This window comes from Trabulsiella odontotermitis, assembly GCF_001297775.1.
GTDB lineage: Bacteria > Pseudomonadota > Gammaproteobacteria > Enterobacterales > Enterobacteriaceae > Trabulsiella > Trabulsiella odontotermitis.
The window spans coordinates 150516-166698 of sequence record NZ_LIFX01000009.1; the positions used below are offsets into that span (position 1 = coordinate 150516).

At 55.7% G+C, this 16183-nt stretch carries 16 protein-coding genes and 1 pseudogene; 8 read left to right on the forward strand and 9 right to left on the reverse strand.

The window, feature by feature from the left end:
• Nucleotides 1-21: 21 nt before the first annotated feature.
• The 6 genes from AOY23_RS13495 to sad form a co-directional block, all read right to left on the reverse strand.
• Complete coding sequence (locus AOY23_RS13495; RefSeq protein WP_054180128.1) at nt 22-1005, reverse strand: sensor domain-containing diguanylate cyclase; 984 nt, start codon at nt 1003-1005, stop codon at nt 22-24.
• 105 nt (nt 1006-1110) lie between these two features.
• Nucleotides 1111-2529 (reverse strand): GGDEF domain-containing protein, encoded by a 1419-nt coding sequence (locus AOY23_RS13500; RefSeq protein WP_054180129.1) that lies wholly within the window; start codon nt 2527-2529, stop codon nt 1111-1113.
• 104 nt (nt 2530-2633) lie between these two features.
• Nucleotides 2634-2993 (reverse strand): DUF4186 domain-containing protein, encoded by a 360-nt coding sequence (locus AOY23_RS13505; RefSeq protein ID WP_054180130.1) that lies wholly within the window; start codon nt 2991-2993, stop codon nt 2634-2636.
• A 6-nt stretch (nt 2994-2999) separates the two neighbouring features.
• Nucleotides 3000-3926, reverse strand: a complete 927-nt coding sequence (gene glsB, locus AOY23_RS13510; protein ID WP_054180131.1) for a glutaminase B — start codon at nt 3924-3926, stop codon at nt 3000-3002.
• 63 nt (nt 3927-3989) lie between these two features.
• Nucleotides 3990-5579 (reverse strand): methyl-accepting chemotaxis protein, encoded by a 1590-nt coding sequence (locus tag AOY23_RS13515; RefSeq protein ID WP_054180132.1) that lies wholly within the window; start codon nt 5577-5579, stop codon nt 3990-3992.
• 102 nt (nt 5580-5681) lie between these two features.
• Nucleotides 5682-7067, reverse strand: coding sequence for a succinate-semialdehyde dehydrogenase (gene sad, locus AOY23_RS13520; protein WP_054180133.1), 1386 nt, complete (start codon nt 7065-7067; stop codon nt 5682-5684).
• A 103-nt stretch (nt 7068-7170) separates the two neighbouring features.
• On the opposite strand from sad, the gene ptrR reads away from it, so the two are divergent.
• Nucleotides 7171-8046 carry a putrescine utilization regulator PtrR gene (gene ptrR / locus AOY23_RS13525; protein ID WP_054180134.1) on the forward strand — a complete coding sequence of 292 codons (876 nt, stop codon included), beginning with the start codon at nt 7171-7173 and terminating at the stop codon, nt 8044-8046.
• A gap of 100 nt (nt 8047-8146) precedes the next feature.
• Nucleotides 8147-9343: a sugar transporter gene (locus tag AOY23_RS13530; protein WP_054180135.1), complete on the forward strand. Its 1197-nt coding sequence runs from the start codon at nt 8147-8149 to the stop codon at nt 9341-9343.
• A gap of 27 nt (nt 9344-9370) precedes the next feature.
• Here AOY23_RS13530 and AOY23_RS13535 read toward each other — a convergent pair whose 3' ends face one another.
• Nucleotides 9371-10039 carry a MarC family NAAT transporter gene (locus AOY23_RS13535; RefSeq protein ID WP_054180136.1) on the reverse strand — a complete coding sequence of 223 codons (669 nt, stop codon included), beginning with the start codon at nt 10037-10039 and terminating at the stop codon, nt 9371-9373.
• Nucleotides 10040-10267: 228 nt separating this feature from the next.
• On the opposite strand from AOY23_RS13535, the gene marR reads away from it, so the two are divergent.
• Genes marR through marB form a run of 3 tightly spaced genes read left to right on the forward strand, consistent with a single transcriptional unit; the run spans nt 10268 to nt 11351 of the window.
• Nucleotides 10268-10702 (forward strand): multiple antibiotic resistance transcriptional regulator MarR, encoded by a 435-nt coding sequence (gene marR, locus AOY23_RS13540; RefSeq protein ID WP_054180137.1) that lies wholly within the window; start codon nt 10268-10270, stop codon nt 10700-10702.
• 17 nt (nt 10703-10719) lie between these two features.
• A complete protein-coding gene (marA, locus tag AOY23_RS13545; protein ID WP_054180138.1) occupies nt 10720-11103 on the forward strand; it encodes an MDR efflux pump AcrAB transcriptional activator MarA in 384 nt (127 codons plus the stop codon).
• 29 nt (nt 11104-11132) lie between these two features.
• Nucleotides 11133-11351 (forward strand): multiple antibiotic resistance protein MarB, encoded by a 219-nt coding sequence (gene marB, locus AOY23_RS13550; RefSeq protein ID WP_054180139.1) that lies wholly within the window; start codon nt 11133-11135, stop codon nt 11349-11351.
• A 31-nt stretch (nt 11352-11382) separates the two neighbouring features.
• Here marB and eamA read toward each other — a convergent pair whose 3' ends face one another.
• Nucleotides 11383-12285, reverse strand: a complete 903-nt coding sequence (gene eamA / locus AOY23_RS13555) for an O-acetylserine/cysteine exporter (protein ID WP_054180140.1) — start codon at nt 12283-12285, stop codon at nt 11383-11385.
• Nucleotides 12286-12476: 191 nt separating this feature from the next.
• Here eamA and ydeE point away from each other — a divergent pair, with 191 nt between their 5' ends.
• Nucleotides 12477-13667 carry an efflux MFS transporter YdeE gene (ydeE, locus tag AOY23_RS13560; protein WP_054180141.1) on the forward strand — a complete coding sequence of 397 codons (1191 nt, stop codon included), beginning with the start codon at nt 12477-12479 and terminating at the stop codon, nt 13665-13667.
• A 103-nt stretch (nt 13668-13770) separates the two neighbouring features.
• Complete coding sequence (locus tag AOY23_RS13565) at nt 13771-14238, forward strand: helix-turn-helix domain-containing protein (protein ID WP_054180142.1); 468 nt, start codon at nt 13771-13773, stop codon at nt 14236-14238.
• A gap of 13 nt (nt 14239-14251) precedes the next feature.
• Here AOY23_RS13565 and AOY23_RS13570 read toward each other — a convergent pair.
• A pseudogene (locus tag AOY23_RS13570) lies at nt 14252-15263 on the reverse strand (MFS transporter).
• Between the two features lie 134 nt (nt 15264-15397).
• Between AOY23_RS13570 and AOY23_RS13575 the strand changes: the two are divergent.
• Nucleotides 15398-16177: a hypothetical protein gene (locus AOY23_RS13575; protein ID WP_054180143.1), complete on the forward strand. Its 780-nt coding sequence runs from the start codon at nt 15398-15400 to the stop codon at nt 16175-16177.
• Nucleotides 16178-16183: the final 6 nt, after the last annotated feature.

Consider the following 16183-nt stretch of genomic DNA (forward strand, 5'->3'; position numbering starts at 1 on the left):
ACCAAGGAACCCTGTTTTGAATCAAATATTATTGTTCCACTGATTAATATCGCGCTGGATTTTCATCTCATACATGCGTTTATCCGTTACCCGGAGCCAGCTTTGCAGGTCGCTATACTCGGCATGGTCGAACTCAGTAACGCCCCAGGAAAAGGCTAGACGCCAGGGTTTACCGGACGTGTTGTTGTATTCATCGGTGACTTCGGCCATATGTTGCATGGCGATAAACGCGCCGTCCTCATCAGTATCGAGAAACAGAATCGCAAACTCATCCCCGCCGTGTCGCACCAGCAGGTCGGATTCACGGAAGGTTTTACGCATCAGTTCGGCCAGCGCCCGGAGCGCGGCATCGCCCTGATCATGACCAAAGTTGTCATTAATCTCCTTGAACTTATCAAGATCGATCCAGCCTAGCGTCAGTGGTTCTGCACGGCGACTGGATGACGCAATGGCGTAATTTGCCAGATGCTCAAACCCGCGGCGGTTCAGTAATCCGGTCAGATCATCGGTGGTGGCCACGCTGAATACCGCAAAATCGTCTTCCACGATCGACGCCAGGTCTTTGAGCATCTCCTGCTCGGCAGGCGCGAAGCTACGGGTATCATGGTCAATCAGGCAGAATGACCCCACGATGGCGCCATCAGGCAGGCGCAGCGGATATCCGGCATAAAAGCGAATATGAGGACTCCCCGTCACCAGCGGATTATCGCTGAAGCGCTCGTCGGCGACAGCATCGGGAACAATCAGCGGACGCTCGCTGAGGATCGCGTGTCCGCAGAACGAAATATTACGCGGCAGTGATTTCCAGCTCACGCCTTCGGAAGATTTGAACACCAGTGTGGTCTCGTCAACCAGCGTCACCAGCGCCATCGGGACGTTAAACAGATGCTTCGCCAGCCGCGTGAGCCGGTCAAAGCGATGTGGATCGCCCGCGTCCAGCAAGCCGGAGTCACGTAATGCGGCCAGACGCTGGGCTTCATTTTTGGGGATTTCTGGCGTTTTCATGACTTTTCTCCAGAGGGAAGTCATTAAATTTTAGCGCAATATCGCCAAAAGCCCGGGAAATGCAGGTACGATTTTCAGGTATAAAGTGACAGTGTCACCTGTTAATTAAAATAACACCGGCTCATCCCGGCGGATACTGGTGCGATTGCGCCCCATCTTCTTCGAGCGGTAGAGATATTCATCTGCTTCCACCAACAACAGATTGAACGTCTCTGAGATCGGTGTGTTTCCCGGACTACGGGTGCCAATACCAATACTGACGGTCAGTCGCAGCGTGTCCTCACGCCAGCGGAACGGACAGGCCTCAATAGCACTGCGGATCCGCTCCGCCAGCGCATAACCCTCGGCGGCATCGGCGGTGAGCGTGGCGATAGCAAATTCCTCACCCCCCATACGCGCCACCAGCCCTTTTTCACCGACCAATGTTTTCACCTGCTGCGCGAACGAGGCCAGCACATAATCACCACATTCATGACCGTAGCTGTCGTTGATGCTCTTGAAATAGTCGAGATCCAGCAGCATCACGGTCAGATGACTATCATCCGTGTGCTCTATCTTTTTCAGCGCTTCATAAAGGCCGGAACGGGAATAAACGCGGGTCAGAAAATCGAAATCGGCGCGCAGCGCGACCTGTTTCATCAGGCGGCTGATGGCGTCAACGCTGGCGGCGACCATCACCGGGCTCATCACCAGCGCAGCGATACCAAGGCGTGTGGAAAACAGTTGCGGCGTCTGCAGCGGCGCCGCAACAGAGAGATTAATAATATTGTTGGCGACCAGCAGGATTTCAGCGCACCCGGCCACCAGCGTCAGCAGACAGGTCAACGGTAGCGGGTAACGCACGGCGCACCAGATAAGCGCTGGCAGAGGAAAGGCCAGGCTCCCTGCTCCGCCCACCAGGATTGAAGCGGCAATCGCGAGGAGCAGCGCCGCCACCGGAATCAGCGTACGTAAACGAAAACCGGACAGGTTCCCGGGCCATGTCAGCGTCATGATACAGGGCAAAAACAGCACGCCGGTGGAGAACTGCTCGCTGAACCAGTCCGCAAATAGTGGAAGAAAAGTTTGCCGATCAATACCCACTGATCCAACGGCACCAAGCAAAGAAGATAATATGGCAGCAAGCAGACAATAATAAAATAAATGCAAGGTACTTAGCGGACCGGGCATATAGTTTGTTCGTCTTTTATCGCGTAATACCAGTTGAGCTACGGTAACGATAAAAACCATATTTGACAGATTAATGACCAGCGATGCCATTCCCCATTGTGTGGTTATTGCATCATAGATGAGCATTGCAGCATAACAGATGGCGTAATGAATACCGCGATTGAGAAACGCGTAACGGGCGAAAACCCCGGCCATCACAGCGTTCAGCGGCCAGAACAGCGACAACTCCTGCACCATTCTCAGCATCGCGCCAAAGAAATAGAACAGCGTCGTTAAAATAAATACTACCAGCGCATCCCGCACGGGTTGTTCTTCACGAAACAACGTGAAAGACGTAAGTGAAAATGAGCGCATGAATATTTATCCGGTAATTACTTGCGTAATTAGTTTACGGTAGCAGGTGCAGCCATAATATTATCATGAAAAAAAATTACACGATATTTTGACCGGAAAATTAACTACCGCGAATTCATCTGAATGACCAGCCAGTGGTGGATCACCGCCACAATATAGCGCTGCTGTGCTTCACTCAGCGCCGCCCCCTGCGGGATCTGATGCCACTTTTGCAGGCAACCGCGGCAACAGGTGGCTGTCGCATGCTGCGCAATAAACACCGGATGACCGCGCATCGGCGTTTGTTTCCCGTCATTCTTCGGCTGGGCGGGCGCCAGGCGGCTGGCGATGAAATCAGCGGCGTGACGGTCGATCACCTCCGGGCCCTTATCAATGCAGTACTGCCGCTCTTTCGGGCCGAGACGAAACCGGGCGCGAAACGTCGAGCGCGCCAGGCGGGCAAAGAGAGAATCAAGAGGATCCATAATCAACTAGTAAACCGAGTGACCCATCTGTCGGGTCAGTTTTTCAAGAACAGCGATCCCTGCCAGTGAGTTCCCCGCGTCATCCAGTTCAGGGCACCATACTGCGATAGCCATCTCCTGTGGCACAATCGCCACGATCCCCCCGCCGACGCCGGATTTGGCCGGTAACCCCACGCGCCAGGCAAACTCCCCGGCGTTCTGATACATCCCACTGGTGGCCATCAGGGCATTGACCTGACGTGTCTGCAACGGCGTGATCACCGGTGAAGTGAGGTGCGGCGCCCTTCCCCTGTCCGCCAGAAACAGAAAGGTGCGCGCCAGTTCGGAGCAGCTCATTTTCAGGGAACAATAGTGAAAGTAGTTCTGCAACACCGTCGTCACGTCATGGTGAAAATTGCCAAACGACTTCATCAACCAGGCGATAGCGGCATTACGGGCAGCGTTTTCAAATTCAGAGCGGGCAACCACGGCATCATAACTGATGTTGTTTTCACCGCTGAGTTTGCGGACGATTTCCAGCATGCGCTGTCTGGGCGCGCTCAGCCGCCCCTGCAGCATATCGCACACCACCAGCGCTCCGGCGTTGATGAACGGATTGCGCGGAATGCCCTGCTCCATTTCCAGCTGTAACAGGGAGTTGAACGGCTGCCCGGAAGGATCTTTCCCCACCCGCTGCCAGATCTCCGCTTCCTGATAGTGGTTCATGGCGACAATCAGGCTGAGCACTTTAGAAATCGACTGGATAGAGAAACGTTCGTGCGCATCGCCCGCAGAAAAATGCTGACCGTCGACGGTGCTGATGGCTATGCCCAGTTTGTTTCCCGGTACACGGGCCAGCGCCGGAATGTAGTCCGCCACCTTGCCGCGCCCGATCAGCGGCCGGACGTCAGTCAGAATGGCGTCCAGCATAGTGTTATTGATGACCGTAGCCACTTACTGCTCCTTGCCCACAGGCCAGATTCGGCCTGCGAGTATACCAGAGCGACATGTCTGACGTCAGGCGGGAAGTCGAAAACGGGTGACGGCCTGCTTCAGCAGTTGCGAGCTTTCCTGCAACTTATCCGACGATTTCGTCGCATAGTCGACCAGTTCACCGGTCTGGCGTGCCACCTGGTTCAGCGTGTGCAGCTGTCGGGTCATCTGATGGATACTGTCTCCCTGGCTGAGGGTGGCCTGTGAGATCTCATTCAGTAAGCCGCTCAAATGGCCCACCAGTCCGGTGACTTTTTGCAGGTTATCTTCCAGGCGGTTTACTGCCCGCGATCCCTGTTCAATACCATCCAGCGAGTGGTTAATCAGCTCCTGAATGGTTTGCGTTGACTGACTGCTCTTGCGCGCCAGCAATCCAACCTCTTTGGCGACCACCGCAAAGCCGCGCCCCTGATTGCCTGCATGGGCCGCTTCAATGGCGGCATTCAGCGCCAGAATATTGGTCTGAAAGGCAACGCTGTCGATCATCGCCACGATCCCGCGCATTTCTGCGGAGCGGTCGACAATCGCCTGCATGGATTCATTCACCGTAACCATCATCCGGTCACCGCCTGCCGCCACCTGGCGCGCTTCATCCGCACGCTGGCTGGCGAGCTGCGCATAGCCGGTGTTGCCTTCAACGTGCGATTCCATACGGGCGATATGGGTAGTGACTTCATCGAGTTCCTGCGCCTGTTTAACCGACTGCTGGAGGAGTTTCTCATTCCCTTCTACCAGATGATCGATCTGCGTCATCATCGAGCCGGTAGCCTGGTTAACGCGGGTGACCAGTTGTTGCAGCCCGCGCTGCATGTCGCCAATGCTGAGACTCAACTGATCGATTTCGCGGTTAAAACGGGTAACGCCAGGCAGCGGACTGGAGAGATCGCCTGCTGCCAGGGTGTTGATATGGGCAATCAACCGTCGCAATGGAGAAATAACCCAGCGCGACATGCCGACCCATACCACCGCGGCAATCACCACCAGTAAAGCCGGGGCCAGCAAAAACAGTGTCTGCAGGGTGGACAGATTATTCATCAACGCCTGCCGACCCGCTTCCGCCTGGGTTTCGCTGGCCTGCTGAAAACGGGCGTAGTTGTCGTTAAAGTCAGACTGAAACGCCTGCACCGGCACAGCAAAAAAGGCATCGATTGACTGGGTTTTCGTCAGCCCGTCCGCCTGTTCCTTAATGGCGCCGTAAAACAGCTGATAGCTGTTGATCAATCCCTCGTCTTTCGCCGGATTCAGCGCCAGCCAGGCCTGCCAGGCGGTTTGCGACTGCACAAGCGCTTTCTGCGCCTCATCCATCAGGCTGTTCCAGCTTCCTACCGAGCCGGTTTCTTTATCCTGCATAAAGTAGACGCCTGCGCGGTTGAGCAGATCGCTCGCCGCCAGCAACGACACGCGCGCTTCGTCCACTTTCACTTGCTGAAGATGCGCCTGCTGATTGCGCTGTTCGTTACGCTGCGCATCTTTTAAGGAAAATGTGAGTAGAAATGAGGAGGTAATCTGCAACGCAGAGAATAAACCAATGATGCAAAAAATCCCTGCCAGCAGGCCGAACTGCCGTGGAAAAAAGCGCTGTGTGAAACGCCGAAAAGTTTGAGTTAAGTTCATGATTTTCATCTGTTACGACTAGACAGTCGCGAGTCTACGGAATGAAAATGACAGAACCATGACAGCAAAATGACGGGACGCCGTACGGCGCCCCGGGAGGGTTTAGCGGCGGTCTTTCCACACCGTTTGTACGTTGCAGAATTCCCGCAAACCGAAATGTGACAGTTCGCGACCAAAGCCGCTTTTCTTCACGCCACCGAATGCCACGCGTGCATCGCTGGCGCTGTAGCCGTTAATAAAGACGCCGCCGCATTCCAGCTCGCGGGCAAAACGCTGCGCCTGTGCATCGCTGGCAGTGAAGATGGTAGCGGACAGCCCGAACTCGCTGTCGTTCGCCAGTTCCAGCGCATGGTCGGCGTCGCGGGCGACAATGATCGCCGCGACCGGGCCAAACATCTCCTGGCGAAACGCGGTCATCTCGCGGGTGACGTTGCCGAGCACGGTCGGCGCATAATAGTTACCCTGCCCGGCAATCTTTTCTCCGCCCAGCAGCAGGGTGGCACCTTCGGCCAGCGTTTTCTGTACCTGTTGATCCAGTTCATCGCGCAGATCAAACCGCGCCATCGGGCCGAGGTAGTTCTGCTCCTCTTCCGGCGATCCCATTTTCAGCTTCGCCGTCGCGGCGACAAATTTCTCTGTAAAGGCGTCGGCAACACCCGCTTCGACGATAAAGCGCTTCGCGGCGGCACACACCTGCCCGGTGTTCTGATAACGGCCGGTGACGGCGGCCTGCACCGCAAAATCCAGATCCGCATCATTCAGCACGATAAACGGATCGGAACCGCCCAGTTCGAGTACGCATTTTTTCAGCGCCGCGCCGGACTGGGCGCCAATCGCTTTGCCTGCCCGTACGCTGCCGGTGACGGTCACTGCGGCAATACGTGCATCGTTAATCGCCTGGCTGACACCGTCGTTCGTGGCATTGACCCAGCCGAAAACGCCCTGTGGGATCCCGGCTTTTGTGAAGATCTCGCCGATTAATGCCGCGCAGCCCATCACGTTTGGCGCGTGTTTCAGTAAATAGCTGTTACCGGCCAGCAGAATCGGTACTGCGCCACGCACCACCTGCCACAGCGGGAAGTTCCATGGCATTACCGCCAGGATCGGGCCCAGCGGACGGTATTCAATGACCGCCTGCTGATCCTCGACCATCGTCGGTTCGGTCGCCAGCATCGCCGGGCCGTGTTCGGCATACCAGTCAAACAGGCTGGCGGATTTCGTCACTTCGCCACGTGCCTGGGCGATCGGCTTACCCATTTCACGAGTGATCAGTAACGCCATTTCATCGGCATGTTCGCGCAATGTCTTACCGACCGCACGCAGCGCATCGGCCCGTTCCGCGACGGTTTTCTGCCGCCACTGGCGATAGCCGCTGTCAGCATGCGCGATGGCGCTGTCGACCTGATCGGCGGTAGCCCACGGCAACGACGAGAGCACGTCGCCGGTTGCCGGGTTAACGGAAATTGCGTGGGTTGCAGGTGAGCTCATGTTTTCTCTCTCAGTCGATTGCGTTGTGCTCTCATCCTGGCCTACTCTTTCGTTTATGAAAAATGAATAATATTAACCATCCTGTTCACGAATCGAGAATGCTATGGATCTGACTCAGCTTGAGATGTTCAATGCCGTCGCCCACACGGGCAGCATTACCCTCGCCGCGCAAAAAGTTCACCGGGTGCCTTCTAACCTGACGACCCGTATCCGCCAACTGGAGGCCGATCTCGGCGTTGAGTTGTTTATCCGTGAGAATCAGCGTTTGCGGCTTTCTCCCGCGGGGCACAGTTTCTTGCGCTACAGTCAGCAAATCCTCGCCTTAGTGGATGAAGCCCGAATGGTGGTCGCGGGCGATGAACCGCAGGGCCTGTTCGCGCTGGGTTCGCTGGAGAGCACGGCGGCGGTGCGCATTCCGGAAACGCTGGCGCGCTATAACCAGCGCTACCCGAAAATTCAGTTTGATCTGGCGACCGGCCCGTCCGGTACCATGATTGACGGTGTGACCGAGGGTACGCTGAGTGCGGCGTTTGTCGATGGCCCGGTAATGCACCCCGGGCTGGACGGTATTCCGGTGTATCGTGAAGAGATGATGATTGTCACTCCGCATGGGCATGCGCCGGTTAAACGGGCCAGCGAAGTGAACGGCGCCAGCATTTATGCGTTTCGCGCCAACTGCTCCTATCGCCGTCATTTTGAGAGCTGGTTTCACGCCGACCGCGCCACGCCGGGGCGGATCCATGAAATGGAGTCCTACCACGGTATGCTGGCCTGCGTGATTGCCGGGGCCGGGCTGGCGATGATCCCCCGCAGTATGCTGGAAAGTATGCCCGGTCATCATCAGGTCGATGCCTGGCCGCTGGCGGAAAAGTGGCGCTGGCTGACCACCTGGCTTATCTGGCGGCGCGGCGCGATGACCCGCCAGCTGGAAGCGTTTATCGAACTGCTCAATGAACCGCTGCCGATGAAGGCGTCATAGCAAAAGAAAATGAGAGGTAAATCACAAAACGATTGTCTTTTCACCAGCAATCGCTTTAAGATCCCCTTCTCTTCTTTTGTAACCAATCCAGAACATTGTTATGACAACGAGCACAGTTTCACGCAGGCTTGCGTGGCTTCGGGTGGTCACGCTGGCGATTGCCGCTTTTATCTTTAACACCACCGAGTTTGTGCCGGTTGGGTTGCTGTCCGATATCGCCAGCAGTTTTCAGATGGAGACGGCGCAGGTGGGCATTATGCTGACCATCTACGCCTGGGTGGTGGCGCTGATGTCACTGCCGTTCATGCTGCTGACGCGTCAGGTGGAGCGACGAAAACTCCTCATTGCGTTATTTATCCTGTTTATCGCCAGCCATGTGCTGTCGTTTCTGGCGTGGAATTTCCAGGTGCTGGTGATTAGCCGTATCGGCATCGCGTTCGCCCATGCGGTGTTCTGGTCGATCACCGCGTCGCTGGCGATCCGCATGGCGCCCGCCGGGAAACGTGCGCAGGCGTTAAGCCTGATCGCTACCGGCACGGCACTGGCGATGGTGCTAGGCATTCCGGTGGGCCGCGTGGTCGGGCAACTCTTCGGCTGGCGGATCACCTTCTTTGCCATTGGCGTGGGCGCGCTGCTCACCCTGCTGGCGCTGATTAAACTATTACCGACGCTGCCAAGTGAACATTCCGGATCACTGAAAAGTCTGCCGGTGCTGTTCCGCCGCCCGGCGCTGGTCAGCATCTACATTCTGACGGTAGTAGTGGTGACGGCGCATTACACGGCCTACAGCTACATCGAACCGTTTGTGCAAAACGTTGCGGGACTGAGTGGTCAGTTTGCCACGGTACTGCTGCTGATCCTCGGCGGCGCCGGAATTGTCGGCAGTATTCTGTTTGGCCGTCTGGGCAACAATCACTCATCCATACTGATTAGCAGCGCGATTGCCCTGCTGCTAATCTGCCTGTTGTTACTGTTGCCTGCCGCACAGGGCGAAATGCACCTGGCTGTGCTCAGCATCTTCTGGGGCATCGCGATCATGATTATCGGCCTGGGCATGCAGGTGAAAGTGCTGGCACTGGCACCGGACGCCACTGACGTGGCGATGTCGCTGTTTTCTGGCATTTTCAACATTGGTATTGGCGCGGGTGCGCTGGTCGGGAGCCAGGTCAGCCTGTGGCTGTCAATGTCGTCGATAGGTTATGTCGGTGCGGTACCGGCGCTGGCGGCGCTCATCTGGGCAATTATCATCTTCCGCCGCTGGCCGGTGGCGATGCTGGAACCCCAGCATCATTCCTGATACGACCGGGGCGCAATGCGCCCTTTTTTATGCGTGATAATGGGTAATAATTTCCAGCACCCCATTAATAATAAACTGTACGCCCATGCAGACCAGCAGAAAGCCCATCAGCCGGGAAATGGCTTCGATGCCCCCTTTCCCGACCATGCGCATGATGGCGCCGGAACTGCGTAAACAGCCCCACAGGATCAACGCCACCGCGGCAAAAATCAGTGGCGGCGCAACCATAACCACCCAGGATGAAAAATTGACACCCTCTTTCACCGTGGAGGCGGAACTGATGATCATCGCAATCGTCCCTGGCCCGGCGGTGCTCGGCATGGCGAGCGGAACAAAGGCGATATTGGCATCCGGTTCATCCAGTAACTCTTCGGATTTGCTCTTCGCTTCCGGAGATTCATGCGCTTTCTGCTGCGGGAAAAGCATACGAAAACCAATGAACGCGACGATCAGGCCCCCGGCAATGCGCAGGCCTGGAATCGAAATGCCGAAGGTATTCATCACCAGCTGTCCGGCATAGTACGCCACCATCATAATCGCAAAGACATAAATCGATGCCATCATCGACTGGCGGTTACGTTCCGCGCTGTTCATGTTTCCGGCAAGGCCGAGAAACAGCGCCACGGTGGTGAGCGGGTTTGCCAGCGGCAACAGAACGACCAGCCCAAGGCCGATCGCCTGGAAAAGTTCCATCATAAGTGACCAGATTCCTGAAGGTTAATACTGAATTATATCGGCTTAAGTCAGTTTTGTGACCTTTTAAACATGTAATAAGCCCTGCATTTTATGTCGAAAATTCTTAGCAAATGCGACCCGTTGTAAACGATTTAGCAAATTGTGGCATCGGATAATTCATTCAGTTGACTTATGCTTGCCTGGGCAATAATATCCATCGCAATTAAACTACTTGCCAGGGCAACCATTGTGAAAAGCACAAGTGATCTGTTTAACGAAATCATTCCACTTGGACGCTTAATCCATATGGTCAACCAGAAAAAAGATCGTTTACTCAACGACTATCTGTCGCCGCTGGACATCACCGCTACGCAGTTCAAAGTGCTGTGTTCCATTCGCTGCCAGGTGTGTATTCCCCCGGTTGAACTGAAAAAGGTGTTGTCCGTTGATTTAGGCGCCCTGACCAGAATGCTCGATCGGCTGATTAGCAGGGGATGGATCGAGCGCCTGCCTAACCCGAATGACAAGCGTGGCGTGCTGGTGCAACTGACACCAGAAGGCGCCGCAATATGTGAGCAATGCCACCAACGCGTGGGCCAGGACCTGCACCAGGAATTAATTAAAAACCTAACGGCAGACGAACTTACTCAACTCGAACTGCTGCTCAAAAAAATTCTGTTATAAGCAGAAAGAGGTAGACGATGTCCAGACGAAATACCGACGCCATAACCATTCATAGCATTTTGGACTGGATCGAAGACAACCTGGAGACGCCGCTGTCGCTGGAAAAAGTGTCAGAGCGTTCCGGTTATTCGAAATGGCACCTGCAACGAATGTTTAAAAAAGAGACCGGTCATTCACTTGGTCAATATATTCGCAGCCGCAAGCTGACCGAGATCGCGCAGCAACTCAAACAGAGTAACGAGCCGATCCTCTATCTCGCTGAGCGCTACGGCTTTGAGTCACAGCAGACGCTGACGCGGACGTTCAAGAACTATTTCGACGTGCCGCCGCACAAGTACCGCGTGACCAATATGCCCGGTGAATCGCGTTATCTCTACCCTATTAATAACTGTAACTGTTAATCGCCTGCATTAGACGTATTGAGGAAATCATGAAACTGTTCGTCTCCGCCGCCCTCGCCTTACTGGCGCTGGCTTCCGGCCAGAGTTTTGCGGAGCAATCCACAACCCATGCCAGTCAACCCGCGCGTGACGCCATGATGATGCCGACCGCGCAGAACCAGTCGCCGTTTGATTTTAATCATATGGCGGCCGGTAGTGACAAATCCGACGAACTGGGTGTGCCTTATTACAATAAGCACAGCCAGTAACTCGTCTTGCCCCGCGATGCGGGGCTTTTTTTTAACCTCTCACCGCCTTCACCCGCCGCCGGAACCGCAGTCCGAATACGTTGATAAACAGTCCTGCCATAATCAGTACCGCGCCGACCATCTGCAGCCCTGTCAACTTTTCGCCCAGTAATATCGCGGCGCTCGCCAGCCCGACTACCGGCACCAGCAACGACAACGGCGCCACACGCCAGGTTTCATACCGCCCGAGCAGCGAACCCCAGATGCCATATCCCACAATGGTGGCGATGAACGCCAGATAGACCAGCGATAAAATCGTCGTCATGTCGATCTCCACCACGCTCTGCAGCATCGCCGCCGGGCCATCCAGTAACAGTGAGGCCAGCATAAACGGCACAATCGGGATCAGCGCACTCCACACCACCAGTGACATCACCGCCGGACGGCTTTCGTGTTGCATGATGATTTTATTGAAGATATTGCCGCTGGCCCAGCACAGCGCCGCCGCCAGGGTCAGGAAAAAGCCCAACATAGAGACATCCTGCCCGGTCAGGCTGCCTTCAATCAGCACCAGCACGCCGAACACCGCGAGCGTGATCCCGGCGAATTGTTTGCCCTGCAGACGTTCGCCAAAAACAAAGGCGCCGAGAATAATTGAAAAGAAGGCCTGCGCCTGCAGTACCAGCGAGGCGAGCCCGGCGGGCATGCCAAATTTAATGGCGCTGAACAGAAAAGCAAATTGCCCGAAACTAATGGTCAGCCCGTAGCCCAGCAGCAGCCGGAACGGGATCTTCGGTCTCATAACAAACAGCAAGGCCGGAAACGCCACCAGCATAAAGCGTAACCCCGCCAGCATCAGTGGCGGCATATTGTGTAAACCCACTTTGATGACGACAAAATTGAGCCCCCAAACCACAACCACCAGCAACGCCAGTAGCCCGTCTTTTCGCGTCATACCTCGCTCCGTTTGTTCAATTTATGTAAACAGAATTAAAGTAACGAAAAAATCAATGCGCTGATAGATCATTAAATCCAGGAGGGTCAAAAAGCACGTGTCGACATGTGTTCAGCTATACAACACCCCGCATGCCGTGTTACTCCTGATATGACACAACCTCATGACAAAAAAAATATCTGGGCAGGAAAATGAACTCAAACACCCGGCGCTCAACCTCAGCGCTGCTGGCGTCGTCGTTGCTGTTAACCATTGGCCGTGGCGCAACATTACCGTTTATGACCATCTACCTGACGCGGCAGTTTGCGCTTGGCGTCGATCAGATTGGTTACGCGATGACGGTCGCGATGACCATTGGCGTGGTCTTCAGTCTGGCGTTCGGCATTCTCGCCGATAAGTTTGATAAAAAACGCTACATGCTGATTTCCATCGCCGCATTTATTAGCGGTTTTGTCGCTATTCCGCTGGTGAATAACGTTGTGTTGGTGGTGCTTTTTTTCGCCGTCATCAACTGTGCCTATTCCGTTTTTGCGACAGTACTGAAAGCCTACTTTGCCGATACGCTGGAGTCCGCCGCGAAAGCGCGCATTTTCTCGCTCAACTACACTTTCCTGAATATGGGCTGGACCGTCGGGCCGCCGCTCGGCACCTGGCTTGTCATGTACAGCATCAACCTGCCGTTCTGGCTGGCCGCCATTTGCGCCGCTTTCCCGATGGTGTTTATTCAGCTGTGGGTGCAACGCATTGCGGTAACCGCATCGCAAGAAAACGCCAGTGCCTGGTCGCCGTCGGTGTTGCTGCATGATCGCGCGTTATTCTGGTTCACCCTCTCCGGGCTGCTGGCCTCGTTTGTGGGCGGATCGTTCGCCTCGTGCCTGTCACAGTATGTGCTGGCGGTGGCCAACAGTGATTTTGCCGAAAAAGTGATTGCCGTGATCCTGCCGGTAAACGCGGCGGTGGTGGTCACGTTGCAGTACGCCATTGGCCGTAAGCTGACGGCGAATAACATTCGCCCGCTGATGACCGTCGGTACGCTCTTTTTCCTGCTTGGACTGGTGGGCTTTATGCTTTCCGGGTCCAGCCTGATTTTCTGGGGAATTTCCGCCGCTGTCTTTACCATTGGCGAAGTGATTTATGCACCTGGCGAATACATGCTGATCGACAACATCGCACCGCCGGGGCTGAAAGCCAGCTATTTTTCCGCTCAGGCGCTGGGCTGGCTTGGCGCGGCGTTTAACCCGCTGATCACCGGTGCTATTCTGACGACGCTGCCGCCCTGGTCGCTGTTCGCCATTCTGATGGCCGCGATTGTAGTGGCATGGATGATGATCCTGCGAGGGATGCGCGTCAGCCCGCGCGAAGGGTTGTTCAGCGCCGTCTGACAGCTGTCGGGTCGCTGTCGTCCTGCTGTCGGGTTGGGATCGTGTTGCTTTCTCATGCCCTGTCGGACACTCAATGCGGAATTATTCATTCGGAGAAGGTGTTATGAACGGCACTAACCAGGTAAAAGCATTACGTCTGAAAAGAGCGTGGTCGCAGGAGCAACTGGCCGAGATGACAGACGTCAGCGTACGAACCATTCAACGCATTGAAAATGGCGAAAGACCAAGCCTTGAGACATTGAGCGCGCTGGCGGCAGTGTTTGAAGTCAGCGTGGCGGATCTGTCGATGGCGCCTGTCGACGGTGAAGCACCGCTCGATCAACGCATCAGCGACGCCCGGCAGCAGGTTGAGCAGGAATCGCATTTCTGGCGCGCGGTACTGACCGCCGTAGTGATTTGCGCACTGCTATTTGTGCTCAATCGCATGACCGGACCCGGCTATCTCTGGTCATTATGGGTGATGGCTATCTGGGGGGCACTGCTGGTAATCCGCGGGCTGCGCCTGTTCATGTTTGCCGGGGCTATTGAGCGCTGGAAGAAAACCCGCTTACAGCGTTTGTTAAGGAAGTGACAGTGTCACGAATTTATACTTCACTCACCTGCATATTGGCAGGCGTGAAGCGCAGATAAAGCAGCGTTAGCAGGCAAATCGCCGCGCCAGCCCAGAACGTATACTCTGCACCCCACTGTTCCCAGATCACACCGGCGCAGACGCTGGCGAGTAACAGCCCGACGCCACTGACCATGCTGAAAATACCGAAAGCCGTGCCCCGCAGATCCTGGGGTGCGGTTTTCGCGATCATCGCCGCCAGTAACCCTTGTGACATCCCCATATGTACGCCCCACAAGGCCACACCAATAATGATGCCGACCCAGTGAGAACTGATTGCCAGCACGATGTCAGCGGCAATCAGCACAACCACACCCAGTTGCAGCAACCGGGTGTGGCTCATGGCATCAGAGAGTTTACCGAAGGGATACGCGGAGAAAAAATAGAGCAGATTCATAGCCACCATCACCAGTGGGATCAGCGCCAGCGGAATGCCAGCCTGCTGGGCGCGCAACACCAGAAACGCCTCGCTGAAACGTGCGAGGGTGACATAGCAGCATCAGTGCAACGGCCAGTAGCGGTCCCATAAACGCGCCGATGGTGTCCATCGACTGGCGCAGGCCGTAGGCCGCACCGCGGATTTCAGGCGGGGTGACATCCGCGACCAGCGCATCGCGCGGCGCACCACGGATCCCCTTCCCGACCCGGTCGATCAGCCGGGCACTGAGGATCATTCCTGATGTCGACGCGATGGCAAATAACGGTTTGCTCAGCGCTCCCAGCCCGTAACCGAGCAGCGCCAACCCTTTACGTTTTCCCAGATAGTCGCTGATCGCCCCTGAAAAGACTTTGATGATAAGCGCAGTGGCTTCCGCCAGCCCTTCGATAAGACCAATCAGAATAACGCTGGCGCCCAGAGTGGTGGCCATAAACAGCGGAAGTAAACTGTGGATGATTTCTGACGAGATATCCATCAGCATGCTGACGCCCCCGACGACCCAGACACCCTTTGGGATACGGCTTAACGTTGAGAACCGGGAAAACATGTGGCAACTCCAGAGACACGAAAACCCGCATTAAAGCCTGAAAACGGGGCAATTATCAATAAACAGACAATACGCGAGCGTATAGTGGCAGAAACGAAGCGCGAACGCGCCTGACGAAGGATTGTTTGCCCGATATGGAATTGCTGTTTTTTAAGCTGGTTGCCACACCGCTCTTATTGCTCGCCGCCACCCTCGCCGGACGCCGCTGGGGGGAAACGGTCGGCGGGCTTGTCGTCGGATTGCCGCTGACTTCCGGCCCGATATCACTGTTTCTGGCGCTCGAACAGGGGCCGGAATTTGCCACCCATGCCACCTCAGGATCGCTGTGCGCCACGGCGGCGCAGGCCTGTTTTGCTGTGGTGTATTGTCGCACGGCACAGTCTGGCTGGGGGAAAGCTCTGCTCGCGGCGACGGTTGCTTTTGCGCTTTCCGCTGGCCTGTTGCAGGGAAGCGCGTTCTCGCAAACGGCGCTGTTTGTCATCGATATTCTGGTGATGGCGCTGGCGCTGATTTTCATTCCGAAAACCACCTTCAAAAGCAGCAAACTCAGGCCGCCGCGTTGGGATCTGCCGGTCAGAATGCTGCTGATTGCGGCGCTGGTTGTGGCCGTCACGCTGCTGGCGCCGTTTGTCGGCGCGGGGGTGAGTGGTATCCTGGCGGCGTTCCCGCTGATGGCGACCATTCTGGCGGTGTTTGCCCAACGCAATCACGGCCCGCAGGCCGCACAGCAGGTGATGCGTGGGATGGTCGCAGGCTCGTTCAGTTTCGCGGTTTTCTTCTGGTCCCTTAGTCTGTTACTTCCCCGCTTCAGCCTGTTGATGGCCTACGCCATTGCTGTCGTGCTTGCGCTGCTGGTGCAGTCCATCTCTTTATTCCGCATGCAACGACCGACGCCGAACACGCTGGCACATTAAGGCAGG

Coding starts and splice junctions, on each gene's coding strand:
- AOY23_RS13495 (WP_054180128.1), bottom strand. CDS start 1,005: ATGAAAACGCCAGAAATCCCCAAAAATGAAGCCCAGCGTCTGGCCGCA.
- AOY23_RS13500 (WP_054180129.1), bottom strand. CDS start 2,529: ATGCGCTCATTTTCACTTACGTCTTTCACGTTGTTTCGTGAAGAACAA.
- AOY23_RS13505 (WP_054180130.1), bottom strand. CDS start 2,993: ATGGATCCTCTTGATTCTCTCTTTGCCCGCCTGGCGCGCTCGACGTTT.
- AOY23_RS13515 (WP_054180132.1), bottom strand. CDS start 5,579: ATGAACTTAACTCAAACTTTTCGGCGTTTCACACAGCGCTTTTTTCCA.
- sad (WP_054180133.1), bottom strand. CDS start 7,067: ATGAGCTCACCTGCAACCCACGCAATTTCCGTTAACCCGGCAACCGGC.
- ptrR (WP_054180134.1), top strand. CDS start 7,171: ATGGATCTGACTCAGCTTGAGATGTTCAATGCCGTCGCCCACACGGGC.
- AOY23_RS13530 (WP_054180135.1), top strand. CDS start 8,147: ATGACAACGAGCACAGTTTCACGCAGGCTTGCGTGGCTTCGGGTGGTC.
- AOY23_RS13535 (WP_054180136.1), bottom strand. CDS start 10,039: ATGATGGAACTTTTCCAGGCGATCGGCCTTGGGCTGGTCGTTCTGTTG.
- marA (WP_054180138.1), top strand. CDS start 10,720: ATGTCCAGACGAAATACCGACGCCATAACCATTCATAGCATTTTGGAC.
- marB (WP_054180139.1), top strand. CDS start 11,133: ATGAAACTGTTCGTCTCCGCCGCCCTCGCCTTACTGGCGCTGGCTTCC.
- eamA (WP_054180140.1), bottom strand. CDS start 12,285: ATGACGCGAAAAGACGGGCTACTGGCGTTGCTGGTGGTTGTGGTTTGG.
- ydeE (WP_054180141.1), top strand. CDS start 12,477: ATGAACTCAAACACCCGGCGCTCAACCTCAGCGCTGCTGGCGTCGTCG.
- AOY23_RS13565 (WP_054180142.1), top strand. CDS start 13,771: ATGAACGGCACTAACCAGGTAAAAGCATTACGTCTGAAAAGAGCGTGG.
- AOY23_RS13575 (WP_054180143.1), top strand. CDS start 15,398: ATGGAATTGCTGTTTTTTAAGCTGGTTGCCACACCGCTCTTATTGCTC.